The sequence below is a fragment of the Microvirga pakistanensis genome (assembly GCF_004458765.1).
Taxonomy (GTDB): domain Bacteria; phylum Pseudomonadota; class Alphaproteobacteria; order Rhizobiales; family Beijerinckiaceae; genus Microvirga; species Microvirga pakistanensis.
The window spans coordinates 1-22,809 of sequence record NZ_SPJX01000710.1; the positions used below are offsets into that span (position 1 = coordinate 1).

Here is a 22,809-nt window from a genome sequence, read left to right on the forward strand (position 1 = left end):
TCCTCGGTGGCCTCCTCGACCTGCGGCTCGGGGGCCGCCGCCGCGCGGGTGCGGGCGAGCTGGGCCAGAAGATCGTTGGTGGAGGGCGCGGGCGGCGGCGGCGGCGCGCGGCGCGGCATGAGGGGGCGGGCCGTCACCTCGTCCTCGCCCGCCTTGAAGATGAGATCGCGCGCATCCTCCTTGGGTTGCTCGGGGAGCGGCATGAGCTTGAAGGAGCCCGAGCGGGCGGCGGTTTCCACCTCGCCGATGCGGATCGGCAGCGGGCGGCGCGAGAGCGCAGGGCCGAGCGCCACGAAATGGCCCCGCTCCAGGTCGCGGAACATCTCGGCCTGGCGGCGCTCCATGCCCAGAAGGTCGGCGGCGCGGGCCATGTCGATGTCCAGGAAGGTGCGGCCCATGAGGAAGTTGGAGGCCTCCGCCGCCACGTTCTTGGCGAGCTTCGCCAGACGCTGGGTGGCGATGATGCCTGCCAGCCCGCGCTTGCGGCCGCGGCACATGAGATTGGTCATGGCCCCGAGCGAGACCTTTCGGGCCTCGTCCGAAACCTCGCCCGCGGCGGCGGGGGCGAAGAGCTGCGCCTCGTCCACCACCACGAGCATGGGGTACCAGAAGTCGCGCTCCGCATCGAAGAGGCCGCCGAGAAACGCCGCCGCGCAGCGCATCTGCGCCTCGGCGTCGAGGCCCTCCAGGCTCAGAACCACCGAGACCCGGTGCTGGCGCACGCGGGCGGCGATGCGCTGGATGTCGCCCTCGCTGCGGGAGGCATCCACCACCACGTGGCCGAACTTGTCGGCGAGCGTGACGAAATCTCCCTCCGGATCGATCACGGCCTGCTGCACGAGGGACGCGCTCTGCTCGAGAAGGCGGCGCAGGAGGTGCGACTTGCCGGAGCCGGAATTGCCCTGGACGAGCAGGCGCGTCGCCAGCAGCTCTTCCAGATCGAGCTGAGCCCTCTGTCCTCCGGGGGCGGAAGACACGACCCCCATATCAATGCCGACCTTCATCAGCCTCCCTCGCAAGGTTTCGAAACAGCCCTGCTTCTAGAGCATCGTGCGGAAAAGTGGATCCGGTTTTCCGCAACAAACGATGCTCTTCACTAAAGAAGAAAGCATCGGATGGCTCCCAAAAGTGCAGGACCACTTTTGGGTCCGATGCCTTAACACGGCAAGGCTCGTGGAAGTGCCGGAGGACCGGGAGTCCTCCACAGGTGAGCCCCGCTATCCCCAGGCATGACGCCGCAGAGGCGAAGAAACCGGAGGGCGGGAGAGGCGATTACCAGGGAAAGCCGTTCCAGGAAAAGCCATGCCACTTCCCGATCTCCGAATCGCCCAGGATCGCCACCCTTTTCATCACGCCCCTGTCGTCCGGGTTCAGGCCCAGGGACAACCGGGCGGGGGGCTGACGGAGCCCAGCACCCAGCCGCCGGGCACGGAGCGGGTCGAGGGAGCCTTCGGGGTCTTCGGCATGATGATCTCGGGCCTGATCATCGTCTTCGCGGTGGTGATCCTGTTCCTGCGGTCGCGGCGCAGGCGCTGATCAATCGGCGACGGCCGCCTCCGCCGCCTTCACGGCGCCGCCCCGCAGGGGCCGCTCCTCCATGGCGAGCAGGAAGGCCAGGGCGAGACCAAAGCCCACGATGGCGGCGATGAAAACATAGGAGAAGATGTCGGCGAGGTTGATGCCGCTCTTGGCCGCCACCTCTCCCAGGCTCTCGAAGCTCGCGGCTCCCGACAGCCCCGAGCCGCTGAGCACGATGGCGCCGAAGACCGCCACGATGAGCGCGCCCCCGAGGGAGCGGAAGAAATTGGCCGTTCCGGTCGCGGTGCCGAGTTCGTGGGGCATCACCGCGTTCTGAATCGCCACCGTGGATACCGGGAGCAGCGTGCCGAGCCCGATGCTGATGACGGCGAGCAGGATCTCGACCGCCGCGATGGACAGATCGCGCGCAAAGGCGGCCAGGATTCCGGTCGCCACCATGGCGACCAAGAGGCCGCCGAGGGGCAGGCGCTTGTAATGCTTCACCTTCGCCATGCTGCGCCCGGAGATCATGGTGCCGCAGACGGTGCCCGCCATGAGCGGAATGAGGGCCAGGCCCGAGAGCGAGGCCGAGAGCCCGCGCACGGCCTCGAAATAGACCGGCAGGTAGATGGTGAGGCCGATATAAGTGCCCATGCCGAAGCAGGCGGAGAGCACGCCCATGCGCACGACCGGATTGTGCAGCACGCCCGGCGGGATGAGGGGCTCCGGCGCGAGGCGCATGCGGATGGCGAACAGGCCCGACAGAACCAGCGAACCCGCGACGAGCCCGAAGATCGGCAGGGACAACCACGGATGGCGCAGGCCGCCCCAGCTGAGCGCCAGCAGTAACGAGACCGTCGCGCTGACCAGAAGCAGGGCACCGAGGAGGTCGAGCCGGTGCGGCCGGTCGTGGCGCGGCAGTTTCTTGAGGCTGTGAAAGACCAGGACGAAGGCCAGGAGGCCGAGCGGCAGGTTGATCCAGAAGATCACCGACCAGTGCAGATGCTCCGCGAAGAAGCCGCCGAGCACCGGGCCGACGAGGCTCGCGGTCATGAAGACGCTGGCGAAATAGACCTGATATCTGCCCCGCTCCCTGGGGGCGACGATATCGGCCACGATGGTCTGGGCCAGGGCGATCAGGCCGCCCCCGCCGAGGCCCTGGACGCCCCGCGCCAGGATGAGGGCCAGCATGGTGGGTGCGACCGCGCAGGCGATGGATCCGACGATGAAGATCACGATGCCGATCAGCATGGTGGCGCGCCGGCCGTGGCTGTCGCTGAACTTGCCGTAGAGCGGCGTGACCGCCGTGGAGGTGAGCAGGTACACCGTCACCACCCAGGGCAGGTGCTCCAGGTCGCCGAGCTCGCGGCCGATGGTGGGAAGCGCCGTGGCGATGATGGTCTGGTCGAGGGCCGCCAGCAGCATCGCGAGCATGATGCCGACGATGATCGTGCGGATTTCAGCGTGGCTCAAGACGGGAGTCGCATGGCCTCTCGCGGCCTGAAGGGCGGGCTGATCCATCGGTATCCTTCGCGGTTGGGCTCGCCCCTCTAGGAGATCGGCGCCGTTTTGTCCCAAATCCTGTTGCAGGGCAGATATGCGCCGGAGATGGTCGGATGCCGGATCCGGGCGTCACGACAACAAAACCGCCGCCCCCGAGAACGGTTCAGGCGGCCGCGCCCGATGCAAGGCCCTTGCCGGACACGTCGCGGTCACGCTAGCTGGTTGCCTGTTTCCGCACGAATCCCATGACCGCCCGCACCAAGCTCTCCCTCGCTCAGGCCCGCCGGATCGCTCTTGCGGCCCAAGGCCTCCACGAAGAACGACCCGACCGGGCGAATGCCCGGCATGTCAAGCGCCTGCTGCAGCGCTCGCATCTCCTGCAGATCGATTCCGTGAACGTGCTGGTGCGCGCCCATTACATGCCGCTGTTCTCGCGGCTCGGCGCCTACGACCGCGCGCTTCTGGAAAGACTCGCCTATCACCCGAAGAAGCGGGACACCTTCGAATATTGGGGCCACGAGGCTTCGCTGATTGCGCTCGACCTCCAGCCCCTGTTCCGCTGGCGCATGGCCCGTGCCGCCGCAGGCGAGGGCATCTATGGCGGGCTCGCGCGGTTCGGCCGGGAGAAGCGCGCCTTCATCGAGGAGGTGCGGCGGGAAATCGCAACCCGCGGACCGATCGGCGCCGGCGATCTGTCGATGGGCGGCAAGGGCCAGGGGTCCTGGTGGGGCTGGAGCGATGGCAAGCGCGCCCTCGAATGGCTGTTCTGGGCCGGCGAGGTGACCACCGCCACGCGACGGGGCTTCGAGCGCCTCTACGATCTGCCGGAGCGGGTGCTGCCGTCGGACATCCTGAGCGCGCCCACGCCCGCCGAGGACGAGGCCCAGCGGGAACTTCTGAGGCGCTCCATCCGGGCCCTCGGCATCGCGTCCGAGCGCTGCCTGCGGGATTACTTCCGCCTGGAGGCGCAGGATGCCAAGCGCCGGATTCCCGAACTCGTGGAAGCGGGCGACCTCATCCCAGTGACTGTCGAAGGCTGGAGCGGACCGGTCTATCTCGATCCGCAGGCGAAGCTGCCGCGCCGCGTCGAGGCGCGCGCCCTCGTGTCGCCCTTCGATCCCATCGTCTGGGAACGCACGCGCACGGAGCGCCTGTTCGATTTCCGCTACCGGATCGAGATCTACACGCCCGCCGAGAAGCGCGAGTTCGGCTATTACTGCCTGCCCTTCCTGCTCGGCGAAAGGATCGTCGCCCGGGTGGACCTGAAGGCGGATCGCGCGCGAGGCACCCTCATCGCGCATGCGATCCATCCCGAGAGAGCCATCGCGCCGGAGGAGATCGCGCCCGCCCTCGCGGACGAGCTGCGCCTGATGGCCGGGTGGCTCGGGCTCGCCCGCATCGAGGCCCCCAAGGAGTGGCGCCGGATGCTGGAGCTTTGACATGCCCTCGCCGGATCGCCGCCCGCCCCTATCTCCAGCGTTCATGAACACCTATCTCGCCCCTATCAGAAGCGTCTGGCTTGGCCTGCGTCTGAACCAGATCGGCCCGCTTCTGTCGCTCTCCGCCTGCGGTTTCTTCGCCTGGGCCTTCATGGCCGTCGCCGACGAGGTCTCCGAAGGCGAGACCCATGCCCTCGACAGCGCGATTCTACTGGCCCTGCGCAATCCTCAGGATCTCGCCAACCCGTTGGGACCGAGCTGGCTCGAGGAGGCCGCGCGCGACTTCACGGGTCTCGGCGGCTACGCCATCCTGACCCTGCTCACCGCGGCGACGGTCGCCTATCTGCTGATGGTGGGAAAGCGTGGCGCGGCTCTTCTCGTGCTTATCTCGATCGTCGGCGGGACGCTGCTTTCGACGGGCCTGAAGATCGGCTTCGAGCGGCCCAGGCCCGACCTCGTGCCCCATGCGACGCGTGTCTATACCGCGAGCTTTCCGAGCGGCCATGCCATGCTGTCGGCCATCACCTACCTGACGCTCGGCGCGCTCCTCGCCCGCGTGGAGAAAAGCCGCCGCATCAGCGCCTTCCTCATGAGCCTTGCCATCGGGGTGACCCTGCTCGTGGGCGCGAGCCGCGTGTATCTGGGCGTCCACTGGCCGAGCGACGTGGTGGCCGGCTGGTCCGTCGGCGCCGCCTGGGCGTCGTTCTGCTGGTTCGTGGCCCTGCAGCTGCAACGCGGGGGACAGGTGGAGAAGCCGGGCGAGACCTCCCTTCCGCCCGAGGCCGATCAGGCATGACGGACGACGGGAAGCCCGTCCGGAAGCCTCCACGGCAGGTCAGCGCCGCCTATCTGCAGCGGGCGGCGCTCGCCTATCTCGAACGCTATGCCTCCTCGGCCGAGAACCTGCGGCGCGTCCTGAGGCGCAAGGTCGACAAGCGCTGCCGCCTGCGCGGCGAGGATCCGGCGGAATTCCAGGACATGATCGACGAGGTGGTGGCCAAGAGCCTGCGCGCCGGCCTCATCGACGATACCCGCTACGCGGAAGCCCGCGTGGCCACCTTACGTCGCCGCGGCGGCTCGGCGCGGGCGATCCAGGCGAAGCTTTCGGCCAAGGGGGTGAACCGCGCCACCATCGCGGCGGCCCTGGAGGGTGGCGAGGAGGAGGACGAGGAAAAGGCCGCCCATGCGCTCGCCCGCCGCCGCAAGCTCGGCCCCTATCGCCCGGGCGAGCGGGCCCCGTATCGCGACAAGGATCTCGCGGCCCTCGCCCGTGCGGGCTTTCGCTTCGACGTGGCCCGCAGCGTCATCGACGGAGAGAGGGACGATCCAGAGGCCTAACGGCTCGGCTGGTCTCGCACGAACACGATCGTCGGGTTGTCCTTGTAGGTCGTGCGCACGAACTCCCGATACCCGCATTTCTCCGCCACACGGATCGAGGCCCGGTTCTCCGGGGCGATGATGCAGACGGTGCGGGCCGCCTCGAGGTGAGCGTCGCCCCAGACTATCGCGGCGCGCACGGCCTCCGTGGCATAGCCCTTGCCGTGCGCGTAGGGCGCGATCACCCAGCCGATCTCCGGCATGCCGTCGAAGGACGGCTCGATGACGCGCCTGAAATCCGCGAAGCCGACCTCGCCGAGAAAGCGGCCGGTGCCTTTCTCCTCGACCGCCCAGTAGCCGAAGCCCAGCAACGCCCAATGTCCCACATAGCGCACGAGGCGGCTCCAGATCTCCTCCTGCGTGAACGGCCGTCCGCCGATGAAGCGCGTCACCTCGGGATCGCTCCAGAGGGCCAGGCTCCCGGCGAAATCGGCGACGCCGTGGGTGCGAAGAACGAGGCGCTCGGTTTCGAGAATCGGAGCGGCGGCCACGGACGGAAAGGACATCGGCATCCCACGAATCTGCACGAGTGCGCGTCCCTTGCAATGGCGATGCACGCGCGCGCCTGGAGTATCGTTCGGATCCGGAGGGCCGCACCAAACGATGCTCTTAACTTAAGAAGAAAGCATCGGATTAATCCGATGCTTTAGGGCGGTCTCACTGAAGCAGCCCCACCCCCGCGTTGACGGCGAGCGCCAGGATGGTGGTGTTGAACAGAAAGGCCAGAATCGCATGGGCCAGGCTCAGACGGCGCATCCGCTTGGAGACGATCGACACGTCGGAGGTCTGGGCCGCCGCGCCGAAGCTGAACGAGAAGTAGAGGAAATCCCAGTAGTCGGGTTTGTCGTCATGCGGGAAGGCCAAGCCCCGCCGCTCGCCCCGGTCGCCGTAATATTCATGCGCGTAATGAATGGCGTAGATCGTGTGCACGAAGAACCAGGAGCACAGGATCGTGACGCCCGCAACCGCGAGGCGGAAGCCCTTCTCGCTTCCGGCATCGCGAATGCCGGACAGCTCGATGCCGATGGCCACGAGGCTGGCGGCGGCCGCCGACAGGGTCAGGATCAGGATCACCACGGCCTTCTCGTCCTCCGTCCCCGCCCGCTGCTGCATCTTCGCGGTGCTGGAGCGCGCCGCCATCCTCCAGGCGAGCGCCAAATAGCAGCCGACACCGACGTCCCACGCTATCAGGAACCGCGAGACCACCTCCCAGGTTCGCGGCAGGACGGCAAACACGAGGATCCCCAGGAGGGTCGAGCCGAGAAGCCGGGGCCGCAGGCGGGGATGAAGGTGGATCATGAATATGTCTCACGTGGCCGGGTCCGAAGCGACGTGGCGGCAAGGCTGCTTTGCGCAGCGCCAGGCTGGAGCCCGGAAGGCTTCGTCCTACATCACCCCCGTCGACCTTCAAAGGAGATCACGATGAACCGAAAGGCAAGAGCCGTCTGGCAGGGCACGGGCAAGGATGGATCAGGGCAACTGACGTCCGATTCCGGGGTGCTGTCGTCCACGCCTTATTCTTTCAAGACCCGTTTCGAGAACGAAAAGGGCACGAACCCCGAGGAGCTGATTGCCGCGGCCCATGCGGGCTGCTTCACCATGGCTCTGGCCTTCCAGCTGCAGGGAGCGGGCTTCACCCCGACGGAACTCTCCACCGAGGCCGTGGTCTCGGTCGAGCAGCAGGGCGGCGGGTTCGTGATCACGAAATCGGCTCTTACGCTCAATGCCAACGTTCCCGGCATCGACCGGGCGAAATTCGAGGAGCTGGCCCGCACGGCCGAGAAGAACTGCCCCGTCTCGAAAGTGCTCAATGCCGATATCACCATGGATTTCACCCTCGCCTGATATCACAAGGCCTTTCAGGTGGCCGGACCGGTCCGGCCACCCTTCCGGGAGCGCGCCCGCGAGACTGTGAAGATTCATGACAGAACCAATTCCCACCTGGCCCGTTGTGACAGCAAGCGGCGCTTCACGCCGTATTCACACGCTTAGGAGGAATACATGGTTGCGAAACATCTTGCGGTGGCTCTTCTCGGTTCAGCCCTGATGGCCGCCCCTGCGCTGGCGCAGACCTCTCCCGGCTCCGGCTCGACCGCCAATCCGTCGACCGGCGCCGCCCCCACGATGAACAACACCGGCTCGTCCGCCGCCGGAAGCTCGACCATGGGCGGTGCGGGCTCGATGACGCAGATCCAGCCCGGCCAGTGGCGCGCTTCGCAGATCGAGGGCCTGGACGTCTACAACAACAACAACGAGAAGATCGGCGACATCAGCGAAATGCTGGTTGATCAGAGCGGCAAGATCCAGGCCGTCGTGGTCGGCGTCGGCGGCTTCCTCGGCATCGGCGAACGCGACGTGGCCATCCCGTTCGAGCAGGTCAAGTTCGTGAACGAGCCGCGGACCAATGCGTCCGCCTCGAACAATGCCACCGGCACGACCGGTGCGGGCGGCACAACCGGTGCGGGCGGCACGACCGGCGGCATGGCCGGCAACACGGCCGGCACCGCGCCGAACACCACCGGCTCCGTGGCCAACACGACCGCCGGCAACAATGCGAACCGCACGGCGCCCGATCACGCCATGGTCAACATGACCAAGGAACAGCTGCAGGGCATGCCCGAATTCAAGATGAGCCGCTAAGCTCATCGGCATCCGACAAGGGAAAGGGGCCTGGGGCCCCTTTCTTTCGTCGCAAGACGGCTCTTTCCCCCGGCTTCGCCGCATCCAGAGCACCCTGCATCGGCCTGCCGCCGAAGGCTCTATCGCCGCCGGGTAAAGCTGGGGCAAACCTCTTCAGCCCTCCGGATGCGAGAGCCTGCCTCCTGACCAGCCGGCTGCTCGGCAGCTCCTTTGAGCGAATGCGACCACCCGCCCCTGCTGGCGAACTCGCCTTCCCGCATTTTCCATGCTAGAACAAAACACGAACATGCCAGCGGAAGGCCTTTGATTCCATGGACGAGAAGCTCAGCCGCAAGCTGCGGATCCTGGCCGATGCGGCCAAATACGACGCCTCCTGCTCCTCGTCCGGCGCGCCGGGCCGCAAGGCCGACATCGACGGCCTGGGGTCCACCACGGGAGCCGGCATCTGCCACGCCTATACGCCGGACGGGCGCTGCGTCTCGCTGCTCAAGATTCTCCTGACGAATTACTGCCTGTTCGACTGCGCCTATTGCGTGAACCGGCGCTCGTCGAACGTGAGGCGCGCGAAGTTCTCGGTCGACGAGGTGGTCACGCTCACGGTCGAGTTCTACAAGCGCAACTACATCGAGGGCCTGTTCCTGTCGTCGGGGATCATCCGCTCGCCCGATTACACCATGGAGCAGATGCTGCTGGCGGCCAAGAAGCTGCGGCGGGATCACGGGTTTCGCGGCTACATCCACCTGAAGACGATTCCGGAGGCGAGCCCCTGGCTCATCGAGGAGGCGGGTCTCTGGGCGGATCGCCTGTCCATCAACCTCGAACTGCCGACGGAAAAGAGCCTGGAGCGGCTGGCGCCCGAGAAGGATGGCGCGTCCATCGAGGGCGCCATGGCGCAGATGTCCGAGCGCATCGAGGAAGCCCGTCAGGAGCGCCGCCATTTCTCTCCCGCCGGGCAGACGACTCAGGTGATCGTGGGCGCGGACGACACAACGGACGCGCAGGTGCTGCGCACCTCGGCCAAGCTTTACAGCCACTACGCCATGAAGCGCGTCTATTACTCCGCCTTCAGCCCGATTCCCGATTCGAGCGCCATCCTGCCGCTGAAGCCGCCGCCGCTCATGCGCGAAAACAGGCTCTACCAGGCCGACTGGCTGATGCGGTATTACGGGTTCCAGGCGGAGGAGATCGCCGCAAGCAGCGACCGGGGCATGCTCGATCTCGACATTGACCCCAAGCTCGCCTGGGCGCTCAGGAACCGCCACCTCTTTCCCGTCGACGTGAACCGCGCCGAACGCGAGATCCTGCTGCGCGTTCCAGGTCTGGGTGCCCGCGCCGTGGACAAGATCGTGGCGGCGCGGCGGCACACCACCCTGCGGCTCAAGGACGTGGCGCGCCTGACCTCCGGCCTCAGGCGCGCCAAGGCCTTCCTGATCGCCGCCGATCATCATCCCAAAGCGAAGCTCGACCGGCAGGATCTGCGGGAGCGTCTGATCGAGAAACCCCAGCAACTGAGCCTGTTCGCATGAACCTGCACCGCATCACTCTCAGGAACGGCGCGGACCTCGACGGCTTTCGCCGGGCCGTGCGCTGGCTGATGGCGGAGGAACTCGCGCCGCAGCACATCGTGTGGTCGCTCGACGATGCTCCGAGCCTCTTCGGCGGCGAGGAGGTGCGCGATGCGCCGCCGGTCGCGCTGCCGCGCAGCGTGGCGCGCCTCGTCGAGCTCGGCGTGTGCCACAGCGATCCTGAGCGCTATGCCCTGCTCTACCAGCTCGTCTGGCGCGTGCTGAACGGCGAGCGCGATCTCCTGGAGATCGCGAGCGATCCCCTCGTGCACCGGGTCGACGCCATGGCCCGCACGGTGCGGCGCGACCTTCACAAAATGTACGCCTTCGTGCGCTTCCGGCGCATGGGCGGCGAAAATCTCGAGCGTTTCGCCGCCTGGTACGAGCCGGAGCACTTCATCCTGGAGGCCTCGGCCCCGTTCTTCATCGATCGGTTCCGTTCGCTCGACTGGACCATCCTGACCCCCATCGGCTCCATGCGCTGGGATCGGCACGCGCTGAGCTTCGGCCCGGCGGCCCGACGCGAGGACGCGCCTGACGAGGACAGCTTCGAGGAGGGCTGGCGCGGCTATTACGAGAGCGTGTTCAACCCCGCGCGGGTGAACCCCGCCGCGATGCGCGCCGAGATGCCGAAGAAGTACTGGCGCAACCTGCCGGAAACCGCCTCGATCCCGGGCTTGATCCAAACCGCCTCCCAGCGCGTTGAAATCATGATCGAACAGGAGGCGACCATGCCCACCAAACGCACGCCGGAGCGCGCTCTCGAGGCCATGTGGGATCAGGAGCCCAAGACGCTCGAAGAACTCAACGCCATCATCGCGAAAGCGGGGCCGCTCGTGCCCGGCGCCACGCAGGCGGTCTTCGGCGAAGGGCCGAAACGCGCGGATATCATGTTCGTGGGCGAACAGCCGGGCGATCAGGAGGATCTGCAGGGCCGCCCCTTCGTCGGGCCGGCCGGCAAACTCCTCGACAAGGCCATGCGGGAAGCCGGGATCGACCGCGGACAGGCCTATCTCACCAATGCGGTGAAGCACTTCAAGTTCGAGCAGCGCGGTCATCGCCGCATCCACGCGAAGCCGACCGCCGGCGAGGTGAAGCATTACCGGCCCTGGCTGATGAAGGAGCTGGAACTGGTGCGTCCCAAGCTCGTGGTGGCGCTCGGCGCAACGGCCGTTCTCGCGCTCACCGGCAAGTCGACGCCCATCTCCCGCTCGCGCGGGCGGGCGCGCTTCGGAACCTATGACGGCTACGTCACGGTGCATCCCAGCTATCTGCTGCGCCTGCCCGACGAGGCGACGAAGCGCGAGGCCTACGAGGCCTTCCTCAACGACCTGCGGCGCATCCACGATTTGGCTAAGGCCGATCCCGAGACGGGCGAGCTGCCGCTCGCGGCGGAGTGACCGTCACGCGCCCGCCGCGAGTTTACGCCGGCGGTCGAGGTGGCGCATCACCGGCGTCACCGTGATGCCGTGGAGCACGATGGACACGAGGATGATGAAGCCCGCCGTGCTCCAGAGCGTGTCCGCGCCGTCGAATTCATGATGATTGAGGCCATAGGCGAGGTAATAGATCGAGCCGAGACCGCGAATCCCGAAGAAGCTGATCGCCAGTTTCTCGCCCGGCGGAGGATCGGTTCCGATCAGCCCGATCCAGCCGGCGAGCGGCCGGATCACGAACAGCGCGATGAGGCCGAAGATCGCCACGTCCCAGCTCAGCGCGCGGAACAGCTCTCCGCCGGTCATCGCGCCGCCCAGAAGCACGAGCAGCGCCATCATGAGAAGACGCTCGAGCTCCTCCGCGAAGTCGTGCAGCTTCTCGTGGTAGGCATCCTCCCGCTTCGTGGCCCGCAACGCGAGCGCGGCGACGAAGACCGCGAGAAAGCCGTAGCCCTTCACCATCTCGGTGACGCCATATGCCAGGCACGTGATGCCGAGCGCCACGAAACCCGAGCCCGTGCGCGAGAGCTTGGCCCGGTTCGGCAGATGGAAGGTGAGCCATCCGAGAACGCGCCCGACCACGAAGCCCATGGCGACGCCCGCTCCGATCTTCCACAACACCGCATAGGCGAACCATTCCGCCAGGCTTCCCATGCTCGCCTCCTGGGCAAGCGCGAGGGCGAGCAGGATGAACGGAAAGGCCAGGCCGTCGTTGAGGCCCGCTTCCGACGTGAGGGTGAAGCGTACCTCGTCCTCCTGCCCGCCGCCGGGCGGCCCCACCTGCACGTCGCTCGCGAGCACCGGATCGGTGGGGGCGAGGGCCCCGGCCAGCAGAACCGCCGCGGCCAGACTCAGGCCCAGGAAGCTGGAGCCGAGCCAGGTGAGGCCCAGGATGGTCAGCGGCATGGAAATTCCGAGCAGCCGCCAAGTGAGCCTCCACCGGCCCCACCCGAAGGGCCGGTCGATCTTCAGGCCCGCGCCCATGAGCGAGATGATGACGACCAGCTCGCTCAGATGCTCGACGAGAGCAAGCTCCTCCATGGGATGGGGAAGGACACCCGGCAGTTGGGGGATCGCGAAGATCAGCGCGCCCAGGCCGACGCAGAAGATCGGCAGGGACAGGGGCAGCTCCTTCAGGACCATGGGAAGCCAGGCGGTCAGCAGAACGACGACCCCGAAGCCCGCCAGCACGACGACATAAGCGCTCATAAGGCAGCGAACGCGGCGCAGACTCGGCAGTTCCACTGTTCCGAGCGGTTAACTGCCCCTTAAACCGCCACATTTAGAGTGCTCCAGAGCATCAAGGCCGGAATCGAACCGGCGGCGAAGGAATGCGGGGTTAGAAACAGACGTGGCGAAGGGACGTGACCGGCGTGAGCCGGTTTTCGATGCGCCCGCTACGGGGGCGGGGGAGCTGGACTTTCGCCTCTCGCCCGAAGACCGGGCAGGGGGATCATCCATGGCAGGACGACGTAGCTCGAGGCACAGCGATGACGAACGGCCGCTGCGTCGCGGCTCCCGACCCAAGAAGGCCAGGCGCAAGGGCCGCTCGTTTCTGAGCAAGCTGGTCTATGCGGGCGTCGTGCTCTGCCTCTGGGGCGTCATTGCCGTCGGCGGCGTGGTGGCCTATTACGCCTCGCAATTGCCACCCATCGACCAACTCACCGTTCCCAAGCGTCCGCCGAACATCGCCATCCTGGCCAATGACGGCTCGCTGATCACGAACCGCGGCGAGACGGGTGGACGCACCGTCACCTTGAAGGAGCTGCCGCCCTATCTGCCGAAAGCCTTCGTGGCCATCGAGGACCGGCGCTTCTACGACCATTTCGGCATCGACCCGCAGGGCATCGCCCGCGCGGTCTACCGCAATCTCACCCATTCCGGCGGCCTCCAGGGCGGTTCGACGCTGACGCAGCAGCTCGCCAAGAACCTCTTCCTCACCCAGGAGCGCACCGCCTCGCGCAAGATCCAGGAGGCCATTCTCGCCCTCTGGCTGGAGCGGAACTATTCGAAGGACCAGATCCTCGAGCTCTACCTCAACCGGGTCTATTTCGGCGCGGGCGCCTATGGCGTCGAGGCCGCCGCCCAGCGCTATTACGGCAAGTCGGCGCGCCACGTGTCCCTCTCGGAGGCCGCCGTGCTCGCGGGCCTCGTCCAGTCGCCCTCGCGCCTCGCGCCCAACCGCAACCCGGACCGGGCCAATGCCCGCGCGCAGCTCGTGATCGCGGCCATGCACGAACTCGGCTTCATCACGCCCGACATGACCAAGACCGCCCTGGGCCAACCGGCCGAGCCCGTGCGCCCCAACGGTGCCGGCTCGGCTAATTACGCGGCCGATTACGTGATGGACGTGCTCGACGATTTCGTCGGCACCATCGACGGGGACATCGCGGTCTTCACCACGATCGATCCCAAGCTCCAGGCCGCCGCCGAGCGCGTCCTGGTGGACGAGCTCAACGCCAAGGGCCAGAAGTTCAACGTGAGCCAGGGCGCCTTCGTGGCCATGAAGCCGGACGGCGGGGTTCAGGCCCTTGTCGGCGGCCGCAACTACGAGGAGAGCCAGTTCAACCGGGCCACCGCCGCCCGTCGCCAGCCGGGCTCCTCCTTCAAGCCGTTCGTGTATCTGACCGCCGTCGAGCGGGGCTATACGCCAGACATGGTCATGGAGGACGCTCCTGTCAGCTACAAGGGCTGGAATCCCCAGAACTACGACCGCAAGTATCGCGGACCCGTCACCCTGCGCGATGCCCTGGCCCTGTCCCTCAACACCGTCGCGGTCAAGCTCAACATGGAGGTTGGCCCGAAGAACGTGGCGCAGACCGCGCAGCGGCTCGGCATCACCTCGCCGCTCCAGGCGAACGGCTCGCTCGCGCTCGGCACCTCGGAGGTGACGCCGCTCGAACTCGTGGGCGCCTATGCGGCCTTCGCCAACGGCGGCACCGGCGTGACGCCCTACGTGATCTCCGAGGTGAAGACCCTCGACGGCAAGATCATCTACAAGCGCCCGGCCTCCGCCGGCGGCCTCGGGCGCGTCATCGATCCGTCCGCGGTCGCGATGATGAACGAGATGATGCACAACACCTTCGTGATCGGTACCGCCAGGGCCGCGCAGATTCCCGGCTGGCCGATGGCCGGCAAGACCGGCACGACCAACGATTACAAGGATGCATGGTTCGTCGGCTTCACGGGCAACCTCGTGGCCGGCGTCTGGCTCGGCAACGACGACGGGGCGCTCACCAAGCGGGTCAGCGGCGGCAATCTGCCAAGGGAGGTCTGGCACGATTTCATGCAGATCGCCCTGAAGGACAAGCAGCCCGTGCCGCTGCCCGGCCTCGAGCGCTTCCGCGACGACGTGCCCGTGGCCGGCTCCGGCGCAGATCCGCGCTATGCCAATGCCGGCAACGACGACACGGGCTGGGTTCAGCCTCAGCCACAGCCGCAGCGCCGGGCGTCGCGCGAGAAGAACTTCTTCGAAAAGCTGTTCGGACTCTAGGAAATCCTCTTAATTTGCTTTCTCGCAAAATCGTCTTGCGAGCCAGCGGGCGATTCGGCGCATTCCACGAACCCGTTACTTCATAAGGGAATCTCGTCACTCGGGCCTTCTCGAGCGGCCGAGCGCCTCCGGGGTCTCCCTTTTCAACGAGCACGTTCTGACATTATATAGTTTACATCTGATCTATCCGGCCCGGTGACCTTCCGGGCGTCATAGCCGCATGAAGGGCCCACGCCCTCGACTGGTACGGCCTCCCCTGCCTACCACGAGATCCTGCCCCTGCGGGCCCGGAACTCCACGGGCGACGTCATCCTGATCCAGGGCGTGCCGCACGACCACCGGGCGACCGATATTCTGACCGGTGAGATGTCCTGACCCGTCTTACGCCGGCTTTCCGCGCGCCCGCCCCGTCCCCGCGAAGGCGATCAGCGCCGCAATGCCGGTGCCCGCGATGGCGGTGGGCAGCGGCAGGGCCGAGCCGCCGAGGTTCTGACCCAGCACGATGCCGAGGATGGCGGCAAACGTCATCTGGCAGATGCCGAGGAGCGACGAGGCCGCGCCCGCGCGCTCCGGAAACGGCATCAGGGCCGAGGCCATGGCCTGCGGCATGGTGAGGCCCACGCCCATCGCGTAGATCGCCATCGGCCCGGTGATGGCGAAGGACGACGGCACGCCGGACGCGACGAGCACGAACATCAGCGCGCCGCCTGCCGCAAGGCTCGCCACCCCGAACCGGATGGTGCCGTCGAGTCCGTATCGGCCGACGAGATGCTGCGCCAGGACCGTGCCGCCGATATAGCCCACGACCATGAAGGCGAAGGAGAAGGCGTAAGCCAGCTCGTCCAGGCGATACACCCCCTGCAGCACGAAGGACGAGCCGGAGATGAAGGCGAAGAGTCCCCCATAGGCGAGCATCGAGAAGCTCACATAGGTGCGATAGCCCGGGTGGCGCAGCAGCGTTCCGAAGCCCCGGAGAATCGCCGCGAAGGAGATCGGATCGCTGGATTTCGTCCGGATGCTCTCGGGCAGGCGCAGCAGGACGACGGCCGCCAGGGCGACGCCGCAGGCCAGCATGACCACGAAGGTCGCACGCCATTCGTAAGCCTGGGCGATCAACCCACCCAGGACCGGCGCCACGGCCGGCACGACGCCCATGATCGAGCCCATGCGCGACAATTCCTTGCCGGCGCGCGGCCCCTCGTAGAAGTCGCGCACGATCGCCCGCCCGAGCACGATGGGGCCGGAGGCACCGAGCGCCTGAAGAAAGCGTGCCGCGATCAGGATCTCGATATTGGGCGCGAGCGCGCAGACGAGGCTGGCGACCGTAAAGAGCCCGAGCCCGAGGAGCAGCACCGGCTTGCGGCCGACCCGGTCGGACACCGGCCCGTAGAAGAACTGGCCTGCCGCGAACCCGATCAGGAACGCCGAGAGCGTCATCTGCGTCTGCCCGGTGGTCGCCTGCAGGCCCAGCGCGATATCCGGCAGCGAGGGCAGGTACATGTCCGTCGAGAGAGGACCGAGCGCGGTGAGCAGCGCCAGCACGGCGGTCAGGGCGAGGGTATCGGGCTTGAGCATGGAATCGGAACGGTCATGACAGGCGATGGGCTGGCCTAAGCCGAAAAGCCCCACCTGTCATCCGCTTCTTTTCTCTCAAACCGATGACCGGCGCGCCGGTCACGCGGCCCCGACATTCGCCAGGACGCCGTTGACCTGCTGGCGCAGATGCTCGGCCTCTCCCACGATGCCTGAGGACGAGGTCAGGACGTGACGGGCCGCGGTTTCGGTTTCCTCTGCCGGTCGGACTCCTGGCTGAAATCCGCGGCCCGCCGGGGCTCCTGCGCCAGCTGATAGGTCATGCGGCTGATCGCGATGACGCCGACCCGCAGGTCCATGGCCTCGCGGGCGGCCTCTTCGCGGAAGCCTGCGACCTCCATGGCGGTCTTGAGCTTGGTCGTCCTGTGCCAAGCCATCACGGCGATCATGGCGGCGACGAGCCCCATGAGAGACACCACCGCCACAACCTTCTGGGGAATGGAAAAATGTTTCAGCGCCCTCGAATCAAGCCCTTACTGAAAGGCCTTCCATGGCCATTCAGGCTTTTCGAAGCTGATGGCGTTCGCGTGCCGGAACCGGCAGCCCCCTCACCCGATCCGGTGCAGGGCGCTGCCGTAGTCCTTGAGCCAGGCTTCCGCCTCGTCGGTGCGCGGGCAGAGCTGGTAGGTGATCTTCCAGAACCGCGAGGAATGGTTGAGCTCGCGCAGATGCGCCACCTCGTGCGCCGCGAGATAGTCGAGCACGAAGGGCGGAGCCATGATGAGGCGCCAGGAGAAGTTGAGAGCGCCGTTGGCCGAGCAGGACCCCCAGCGGCTCTTGGTGTCGCGCACGGTGATGCGCTTGGCCTGAACCCCAAGCTGAGCCGTATGCTTTCTCACGGCAGCGGCGAAATCGCGCCTGGCCTCGGCCTCCAGGAAATCGCGCACGCGGCGGGCCACATGGGCGGCCTCGCCGGCAACGGCGATGATCGGCTCGCCCGCGCTGTCGCGGGCCGCCTGGGTGATCCCGCGGATCGAGGACCAATGGACGATGCGGTGCGGCACGCCGCGCAGGGGAACGAGCGCGCCGGGCGCGAAGAGCACCCGGTCCGGCACCTTGGCCAGGCGGCTTGCGATCCATGCGCTGTGGCTGTCGGCGAATTTCTGGGCCAGGCCCACATCGGTGCGCTCGGGGATCGTGAGCACGACCTCGCCGGTCGCGTGGGAGACGCGCAGCGTGATCCGTTTGGCGGTCGGACGCCGTTTGAGGGCCACCTTGAATGTCTGGCCCTCGTGGGAAACTCTCAAATGAGGTGGGTCCGCAGGAACGCGGCGGAACAGAGCGGATTTCATGTCCGCAATCTGCCCGCTCACGTCGATTCTGTCAGCGCAGCCGTTTGCCGCTCCCAGGAACGTATCGAGAACGCTGCTACGCTCTTGACGAGACCCTCCGGGGTGGTTCTCAGCCCTGCTTCTGAATGAATTCAACGATTCGAGGAGCGATTTGAGCCCTGAACCGAGAACCGTTGAAGACGCCATAGTGACCGACCTCGGCCTGCAGGTGATAGAGTTTCTTGTCGGACGGAAGATTGGGGGTCAGGTCGAGGGCCGCCAGGGTTTGGCCGACCCCTGAAATATCGTCTCTTTCGCCCTCGATAGCCATGATGGCGCAGCGGCGGATGGCTTTGAGATCCACCGGCTCGTCCCGATGCATCATCTCGCCCTTGGGCAGTTCGTGCCGGACGAACACCTTCTCGACGGTCTGTAGGTAGAACTCGGCGGTCAGGTCCATGACGGCGAGATATTCGTCATAGAAATCCCGGTGCTTTTCGGCCGAATCGCCGTCGCCCTCCACGAGGTGGTTGAACATCTCCCAATGGGCGGAGAGATGCCGGTCGATGTTCATGGCCATGAAGCCGGAGAGCTGCAGGAAGCCCGGATAGACCTCGCGCCAGAAGCCCGGATGCGTGGGCGGCACCCTCACGATGCAATGCTGTTCGAACCATTCGATGCCGCGCTCTTCCGCCAGCCGGTTCACGGCCGTCGGGGAGCGGCGGGTGTCGATGGGACCGCCCATGAGGATCATAGAGCGCGGGATCGCCGGATCGTTCTCGGCCTCGAGGCGGGCGACGGCGGCGATGACCGGCACCGCCGGCTGGCACACGGCCATCACGTGAAGGTCCGGACCGAGATCCCGGAACATGGCCTTCAGGTAGTCGATGTAGTCGTCCAGGTCGAAGCGGCCATCGGCGAGGGGCACCATGCTCGCATCCGCCCAATCCGTGATCATCACCTGGTGCGTGGGCAGGAAGGTTTCCACCGTCCCGCGCAGGAGCGTGGCGTAGTGGCCCGACATGGGAGCGACAATGAGGAGCTTGGGCTGATTCGCCGCCATGGCGTGGTCGCGCTTGAAGGAGATCACGCGGCAGAAGGAACGCTCCCACACGGTCTCCTCGGTCACGGCCACCTGCCGGTTGCCGAGGGTGGTGGTGCCGAGCCCGAACTCGGGCTTGGCGTAGCGGCGGGTCGTACGCTCGAAGAGCTCGCAGGCGGCGGAAACCGTGCGCGCGTAAGGGGTGTTGGTGAGCGGATTAACAGGATTGTCGAAGAAGAGCTTTGTAATATCGGAGGCGGCGCGGGCGGGCTTCAGGAGCCAATGTGCCGTATCGTACCAGTAATATGAAAAATTCATCTGTATCCCCAAAGGCCGGGCGCCTGGTTTCTCCCGCATCGCGGGGTAGGCTTTATCCTCAACCGTAATTTTAAGATTAAAGTTCCTTTCGCTTATTGCAACGTCCTTATCCATTGCCGCCGAATTCCCTGGTGCTTTACCCCGTTTGGAGCATCCGGCTCCGACGAATAGGATTGTTTACCCTGAGTCCGTTGCTTGGCGAACGGTTCAACGACCCTATTCTGTTCGATCATGGCCGCCATCCCCACCAAAAGTCTCAAACCGTCGCCGCGCCAGCTCCGTCTCGACACCCTGGTCAGGCTTCGCTGGCTCGCAGTCGCAGGCCAGTCGGCGGCGGTCGCGGCCGTGCGGTTCGGCCTCGGTTTCCCGCTCCCCTTCGAACTGTGCTTTCTCGTGATCGCCGCATCGGTGTGGACGAACCTGCTGCTGCGCATCCAGTATCCCGCGAGCCACCGGCTCAGCGACAACGCCGCCACGGCCCTGCTCGGCTTCGACATCCTGCAGCTGGCGGCGCTGCTCTATCTCACGGGCGGGCTGGAGAATCCGTTCGCCATGCTGTTCCTGGCGCCGGTGCTGATCTCGGCCACCGCACTCACGCCGGAGCGGACTCTCGCGCTGGGCCTCCTGGCCGTGGGCTGCGCCACCTTTCTCGTGCTCACCCACAGGCCCCTGCCCTGGTTTCCCGGACAGACCCTGAGCCTTCCCTTCCTCTACGTCTCGGGGATCTGGACGGCGATCCTTCTCGGAACCGTCTTCACGGGCATCTACGCCTGGCGCGTGGCCGAGGAGGCGCGCCAGCTCGCGCAGGCGCTCGCGGCGACGGAACTCGTCCTGGCCCGCGAGCAGCACCTCTCGCAGCTCGACGGCCTCGCGGCGGCCGCGGCCCACGAGCTCGGGACGCCGCTCGCCACCATCGCCCTCGTGTCCAAGGAGCTTGCGCATGCCCTGCCCAAGGACGGCCCGGTGGCGGAGGACCTGCGGCTCCTGCAGGAGCAGGTGGAGCGCTGCCGCTCGATCCTCACCAAGCTCACCTCCATGGGGGAGGAGGAAGAAGGCTTCCTCGAGACGGTCTCGCTGAGCCATCTCGTCGAGGAGATCGTCGAGCCGCAGCGCGCGGTGGGATTCGACGTGCGGGTGTCGACCCGCGGCGACGGGCCCGAGCCCATGGGCCGCCGCAATCCTGGGGTCGTCTATGGCCTCTCGAACATTCTGGACAACGCCACGGACTTCGCCGACAGCCAGGTCACTATCGAGGCGGGATGGAGCCCTCACGAGGTTTTCATCGAGATCCGCGATGACGGACCGGGTTACGCGCCCGATATTCTGCTTCGTGTGGGCGAACCCTATGTGACCACCCGCAGCGCGGCGGAGCGCACCGAGGCCGACAACGACGAAGGAGGCGGACTGGGTCTGGGGCTGTTCATCGCCAAGACGCTGATCGAGCGCTCGGGCGCGGAACTGGTCCTGACCAACGCCGCCCCGCCCGCCACGGGAGCGGTCGCGCGGATCGTTTGGCCCCGTCATGCGTTTGAACAGGGTGCGGCAATTTCGCCGCAGGGAGACTCCACGGGGTCTCTCAAAGAACAGGGGAAGAATTCCCATATCTAGAATGGGCCTTTCGGCCTGTTTCAGGAAGGAATTGTTCCGTTATGCAAGGAGATGTTCTGATGGCCGACGCGCCTGTTGCGTTCGAGGATCGAGCCGACAAGAGCCTCTTGATCGTGGATGACGACCGGCCCTTTTCGACCCGTCTCGCCCGCGCCATGGAAGGCCGCGGCTATCAGGTGCGCGTCGCCGAAAGCGTGGCCGACGGCATCGCGGCGATCGACAGCGATCCGCCGGCCTTCGCGGTGATCGACATGCGGCTCGGCGACGGCAACGGCCTCGACGTCATCGAGCGGCTGAAGAACCGCCGCCCCGATGCACGCGGCGTCATTCTGACCGGGTACGGCAACATCGCCACCGCGGTGACGGCCGTGAAGATGGGGGCGTTCGACTATCTTGCCAAACCCGCCGACGCGGACGAGATCCACGCGGCCCTCATGGCCCAGCCGGGCGAACGCGCCCTGCCGCCGGAAAACCCCATGTCGGCCGATCGGGTGCGCTGGGAGCACATCCAGCGCGTCTACGAATTGTGCGGCCGCAACGTGTCGGAAACGGCGCGCCGGCTCAACATGCACCGCCGCACGCTGCAGCGGATTCTCGCCAAGCGCGCGCCGCGCTGAGCCCTATGGCCGTCACAAGCGTCCGTCCGCGATCCGGTCCGGATCGGCCAGCGCATGCAGGGCCGAGGCGGCCGCGTGGGCGAAGCGCAAGGTCACGGCCTTGCGGCGCGCACCGGCGAGCGGATGATGCGCGGCCTCACGGAGCACCGCCGCGCCGAAGCTGTCGGCGATGATCAGGCCGCGATCCTCCGGCAGGATGTCGAACGGCACCGTCTCCGGAATGGCGAAGTAGAACCGGTCGCAGAAATCCTCGTAATCGGGCCATTTCCGGTCGGCCCGGAAATCCGCCACGCTCGACTTGATCTCGATGATCGTCAGCACGCCGTCCGGCGCAAGCGCGATGAGGTCGGCGCGCCGTCCGTTGGCAAGCGTGAATTCGGGCAGCGTCACGTGGCCGAGCTGGGCGAAGAGCCGGCGCACGCCGCGCTGGATGCCGGCGGCCACGGGCGATTGCCGCCCATCCGGGGACAAGACGATGTTGGAGACGCGAAGGGCGGACGAATCGGACATGAGAGGCAGAGTAGCCGCTCAGTCCGGTCCTGCAACGGCAGGAATGTCGCGCGTGAGAAGCGCGCCGCGCTTCACCCCAAAGGGCTCACCGGCACGAAGCCGGTGATAGCATGGGAGAGGCTGGGACCAGGGGGTGTCGGAGCCGTGCCTCTCCCCGTCATGGCCGCACTTGTTGCGGCCATCTCCGTCTTTTCGCGTTGCAGTTCGAAGACGTGGGGGCCCGGCTCAAGGCCGGGGATGATCGGGTGAGAGCTGGCCATGTGGCGGAAGAGGCTCCGGATTCCCCCCGCTTAGGCGCCGGGCGATGATCAATGAAGCATCAGATTGTGCGGGGAGAGATTCTCCAGCATGTCCCGCAGCTCCTCCATGTGCGGGTTGATCGCGAGCGCGATCTGGAAGGCCGCGCGGGCCTCGTTGAGATGGCCGTTGCGCAGGCAGACATTGCCGAAACCGGAGATGGCGCCGAAATGGCGGGGCTCCAGACGCAGGGTCTGGGCGATGTCGAGCAGGCTGTCCGCATCGCGCTTCTCGATATAGGCGAGCGTCGCGCGCTTGTTCCAGGCTTCCGCCCAGTCGGGGTGCTTGGCGACCAGGTGATCGAGCAGCGGCTTGGCCTTCTGCAATTCGCCCGAGGCGATGGCCTCCACCGCCGCCGCCAGGGTCTCCTCCGCTACCCGGTCCTCATGCGAGCTCCATAGCGTCCAGATCTGATCCTCGATCTCCTCCACCGGCCGCTGCGGGTCCGCTCCGGCCAGTTCCCTGAAGAGCCCGCGCAGGCGGCTCGGCAGAGCGGGCGACGGCACGCGCTCTGGAGTCTCCAGGATGAGGTGGAAAACCGGGTCGACCGGCAGCGAAGACGACATGATGGAGTCCGAACAC

At 66.6% G+C, this 22,809-nt stretch carries 22 protein-coding genes; 11 read left to right on the forward strand and 11 right to left on the reverse strand.

Going from position 1 to position 22,809, the window contains the following annotated elements:
* Positions 1–1,004 (reverse strand): helicase HerA domain-containing protein (locus E4K09_RS26825; protein WP_134500671.1); only part of this gene is annotated, 1,004 nt, incomplete at its 3' end.
* 298 nt (positions 1,005–1,302) lie between these two features.
* Between E4K09_RS26825 and E4K09_RS26830 the strand changes: the two genes are divergently transcribed.
* Positions 1,303–1,536, forward strand: a complete 234-nt coding sequence (locus E4K09_RS26830) for a hypothetical protein (protein WP_134500672.1) — start codon at positions 1,303–1,305, stop codon at positions 1,534–1,536.
* On the opposite strand, the gene E4K09_RS26835 is transcribed toward E4K09_RS26830, so the two are convergent.
* Positions 1,537–3,039, reverse strand: coding sequence for an MDR family MFS transporter (locus E4K09_RS26835; protein WP_134500673.1), 1,503 nt, complete (start codon positions 3,037–3,039; stop codon positions 1,537–1,539).
* Between the two features lie 227 nt (positions 3,040–3,266).
* On the opposite strand from E4K09_RS26835, the gene E4K09_RS26840 reads away from it, so the two are divergent.
* From E4K09_RS26840 to E4K09_RS26850, 3 genes are read left to right on the forward strand one after another with little or no spacing between them, the layout of a single operon-like run.
* Positions 3,267–4,460: a winged helix-turn-helix domain-containing protein gene (locus tag E4K09_RS26840; RefSeq protein ID WP_134500674.1), complete on the forward strand. Its 1,194-nt coding sequence runs from the start codon at positions 3,267–3,269 to the stop codon at positions 4,458–4,460.
* Positions 4,461–4,503: 43 nt separating this feature from the next.
* A complete protein-coding gene (locus E4K09_RS26845; protein WP_134500947.1) occupies positions 4,504–5,256 on the forward strand; it encodes a phosphatase PAP2 family protein in 753 nt (250 codons plus the stop codon).
* Complete coding sequence (locus E4K09_RS26850; RefSeq protein WP_134500675.1) at positions 5,253–5,798, forward strand: regulatory protein RecX; 546 nt, start codon at positions 5,253–5,255, stop codon at positions 5,796–5,798. Before E4K09_RS26845 ends, E4K09_RS26850 begins: the two co-directional genes overlap by 4 nt.
* On the opposite strand, the gene E4K09_RS26855 is transcribed toward E4K09_RS26850, so the two are convergent.
* Together E4K09_RS26855 and E4K09_RS26860 are read right to left on the reverse strand one after the other, a co-directional pair.
* Positions 5,795–6,343: a GNAT family N-acetyltransferase gene (locus E4K09_RS26855; protein ID WP_204985798.1), complete on the reverse strand. Its 549-nt coding sequence runs from the start codon at positions 6,341–6,343 to the stop codon at positions 5,795–5,797. The two genes, E4K09_RS26850 and E4K09_RS26855, sit on opposite strands and share 4 nt — an antisense overlap.
* A gap of 151 nt (positions 6,344–6,494) precedes the next feature.
* Positions 6,495–7,136, reverse strand: a complete 642-nt coding sequence (locus E4K09_RS26860; RefSeq protein ID WP_134500677.1) for a DUF1345 domain-containing protein — start codon at positions 7,134–7,136, stop codon at positions 6,495–6,497.
* A 123-nt stretch (positions 7,137–7,259) separates the two neighbouring features.
* Here E4K09_RS26860 and E4K09_RS26865 point away from each other — a divergent pair, with 123 nt between their 5' ends.
* The 4 genes from E4K09_RS26865 (at position 7,260) to E4K09_RS26880 (ending at position 11,442) form a co-directional block, all read left to right on the forward strand.
* Positions 7,260–7,682, forward strand: a complete 423-nt coding sequence (locus E4K09_RS26865) for an OsmC family protein (RefSeq protein WP_134500678.1) — start codon at positions 7,260–7,262, stop codon at positions 7,680–7,682.
* Between the two features lie 156 nt (positions 7,683–7,838).
* On the forward strand, positions 7,839–8,477 hold the full coding sequence (locus E4K09_RS26870) for a PRC-barrel domain-containing protein (protein ID WP_134500679.1): 639 nt from the start codon (positions 7,839–7,841) through the stop codon (positions 8,475–8,477).
* Between the two features lie 311 nt (positions 8,478–8,788).
* Positions 8,789–10,003 (forward strand): putative DNA modification/repair radical SAM protein, encoded by a 1,215-nt coding sequence (locus tag E4K09_RS26875; protein ID WP_134500680.1) that lies wholly within the window; start codon positions 8,789–8,791, stop codon positions 10,001–10,003.
* On the forward strand, positions 10,000–11,442 hold the full coding sequence (locus tag E4K09_RS26880) for a UdgX family uracil-DNA binding protein (RefSeq protein WP_134500681.1): 1,443 nt from the start codon (positions 10,000–10,002) through the stop codon (positions 11,440–11,442). Before E4K09_RS26875 ends, E4K09_RS26880 begins: the two co-directional genes overlap by 4 nt.
* Positions 11,443–11,445: 3 nt before the next feature.
* Here the strand turns inward: E4K09_RS26880 and E4K09_RS26885 are convergent, their stop codons facing one another.
* Positions 11,446–12,687 (reverse strand): cation:proton antiporter, encoded by a 1,242-nt coding sequence (locus tag E4K09_RS26885; RefSeq protein WP_134500682.1) that lies wholly within the window; start codon positions 12,685–12,687, stop codon positions 11,446–11,448.
* Positions 12,688–12,829: 142 nt separating this feature from the next.
* Between E4K09_RS26885 and E4K09_RS26890 the strand changes: the two genes are divergently transcribed.
* Positions 12,830–14,971 carry a transglycosylase domain-containing protein gene (locus E4K09_RS26890; RefSeq protein WP_134500683.1) on the forward strand — a complete coding sequence of 714 codons (2,142 nt, stop codon included), beginning with the start codon at positions 12,830–12,832 and terminating at the stop codon, positions 14,969–14,971.
* 381 nt (positions 14,972–15,352) lie between these two features.
* On the opposite strand, the gene E4K09_RS26900 is transcribed toward E4K09_RS26890, so the two are convergent.
* The 4 genes from E4K09_RS26900 to E4K09_RS26915 form a co-directional block, all read right to left on the reverse strand.
* Positions 15,353–16,600 carry a multidrug effflux MFS transporter gene (locus E4K09_RS26900; RefSeq protein WP_244610716.1) on the reverse strand — a complete coding sequence of 416 codons (1,248 nt, stop codon included), beginning with the start codon at positions 16,598–16,600 and terminating at the stop codon, positions 15,353–15,355.
* Between the two features lie 128 nt (positions 16,601–16,728).
* Complete coding sequence (locus E4K09_RS26905; protein ID WP_134500684.1) at positions 16,729–16,983, reverse strand: hypothetical protein; 255 nt, start codon at positions 16,981–16,983, stop codon at positions 16,729–16,731.
* A gap of 129 nt (positions 16,984–17,112) precedes the next feature.
* Positions 17,113–17,856 carry a M48 family metallopeptidase gene (locus tag E4K09_RS26910; RefSeq protein WP_134500685.1) on the reverse strand — a complete coding sequence of 248 codons (744 nt, stop codon included), beginning with the start codon at positions 17,854–17,856 and terminating at the stop codon, positions 17,113–17,115.
* A 109-nt stretch (positions 17,857–17,965) separates the two neighbouring features.
* Positions 17,966–19,195 (reverse strand): polyhydroxyalkanoate depolymerase, encoded by a 1,230-nt coding sequence (locus E4K09_RS26915; RefSeq protein ID WP_134500686.1) that lies wholly within the window; start codon positions 19,193–19,195, stop codon positions 17,966–17,968.
* A 231-nt stretch (positions 19,196–19,426) separates the two neighbouring features.
* Here E4K09_RS26915 and E4K09_RS26920 point away from each other — a divergent pair, with 231 nt between their 5' ends.
* Entirely contained in the window at positions 19,427–20,803 is a 1,377-nt protein-coding gene (locus E4K09_RS26920; RefSeq protein ID WP_134500687.1) for an ActS/PrrB/RegB family redox-sensitive histidine kinase, read from the forward strand.
* Between the two features lie 59 nt (positions 20,804–20,862).
* Positions 20,863–21,420, forward strand: a complete 558-nt coding sequence (locus tag E4K09_RS26925) for an ActR/PrrA/RegA family redox response regulator transcription factor (protein ID WP_134500688.1) — start codon at positions 20,863–20,865, stop codon at positions 21,418–21,420.
* Between the two features lie 12 nt (positions 21,421–21,432).
* On the opposite strand, the gene E4K09_RS26930 is transcribed toward E4K09_RS26925, so the two are convergent.
* Both E4K09_RS26930 and E4K09_RS26935 read right to left on the reverse strand, forming a co-directional pair.
* Positions 21,433–21,930, reverse strand: a complete 498-nt coding sequence (locus E4K09_RS26930) for an MmcB family DNA repair protein (RefSeq protein ID WP_134500689.1) — start codon at positions 21,928–21,930, stop codon at positions 21,433–21,435.
* Between the two features lie 308 nt (positions 21,931–22,238).
* Complete coding sequence (locus E4K09_RS26935; protein WP_134500690.1) at positions 22,239–22,793, reverse strand: hypothetical protein; 555 nt, start codon at positions 22,791–22,793, stop codon at positions 22,239–22,241.
* Positions 22,794–22,809 lie beyond the last annotated feature (16 nt).

Bases quoted from the DNA above. Each gene is read 5' to 3' on its own strand.
- E4K09_RS26830 (WP_134500672.1), top strand. From the start codon at position 1,303: ATGCCACTTCCCGATCTCCGAATCGCCCAGGATCGCCACCCTTTTCAT.
- E4K09_RS26835 (WP_134500673.1), bottom strand. From the start codon at position 3,039: ATGGATCAGCCCGCCCTTCAGGCCGCGAGAGGCCATGCGACTCCCGTC.
- E4K09_RS26840 (WP_134500674.1), top strand. From the start codon at position 3,267: ATGACCGCCCGCACCAAGCTCTCCCTCGCTCAGGCCCGCCGGATCGCT.
- E4K09_RS26845 (WP_134500947.1), top strand. From the start codon at position 4,504: ATGAACACCTATCTCGCCCCTATCAGAAGCGTCTGGCTTGGCCTGCGT.
- E4K09_RS26850 (WP_134500675.1), top strand. From the start codon at position 5,253: ATGACGGACGACGGGAAGCCCGTCCGGAAGCCTCCACGGCAGGTCAGC.
- E4K09_RS26855 (WP_204985798.1), bottom strand. From the start codon at position 6,343: ATGTCCTTTCCGTCCGTGGCCGCCGCTCCGATTCTCGAAACCGAGCGC.
- E4K09_RS26860 (WP_134500677.1), bottom strand. From the start codon at position 7,136: ATGATCCACCTTCATCCCCGCCTGCGGCCCCGGCTTCTCGGCTCGACC.
- E4K09_RS26865 (WP_134500678.1), top strand. From the start codon at position 7,260: ATGAACCGAAAGGCAAGAGCCGTCTGGCAGGGCACGGGCAAGGATGGA.
- E4K09_RS26870 (WP_134500679.1), top strand. From the start codon at position 7,839: ATGGTTGCGAAACATCTTGCGGTGGCTCTTCTCGGTTCAGCCCTGATG.
- E4K09_RS26875 (WP_134500680.1), top strand. From the start codon at position 8,789: ATGGACGAGAAGCTCAGCCGCAAGCTGCGGATCCTGGCCGATGCGGCC.
- E4K09_RS26880 (WP_134500681.1), top strand. From the start codon at position 10,000: ATGAACCTGCACCGCATCACTCTCAGGAACGGCGCGGACCTCGACGGC.
- E4K09_RS26885 (WP_134500682.1), bottom strand. From the start codon at position 12,687: ATGAGCGCTTATGTCGTCGTGCTGGCGGGCTTCGGGGTCGTCGTTCTG.
- E4K09_RS26910 (WP_134500685.1), bottom strand. From the start codon at position 17,856: ATGAAATCCGCTCTGTTCCGCCGCGTTCCTGCGGACCCACCTCATTTG.
- E4K09_RS26915 (WP_134500686.1), bottom strand. From the start codon at position 19,195: ATGAATTTTTCATATTACTGGTACGATACGGCACATTGGCTCCTGAAG.
- E4K09_RS26920 (WP_134500687.1), top strand. From the start codon at position 19,427: ATGGCCGCCATCCCCACCAAAAGTCTCAAACCGTCGCCGCGCCAGCTC.
- E4K09_RS26925 (WP_134500688.1), top strand. From the start codon at position 20,863: ATGGCCGACGCGCCTGTTGCGTTCGAGGATCGAGCCGACAAGAGCCTC.
- E4K09_RS26930 (WP_134500689.1), bottom strand. From the start codon at position 21,930: ATGTCCGATTCGTCCGCCCTTCGCGTCTCCAACATCGTCTTGTCCCCG.
- E4K09_RS26935 (WP_134500690.1), bottom strand. From the start codon at position 22,793: ATGTCGTCTTCGCTGCCGGTCGACCCGGTTTTCCACCTCATCCTGGAG.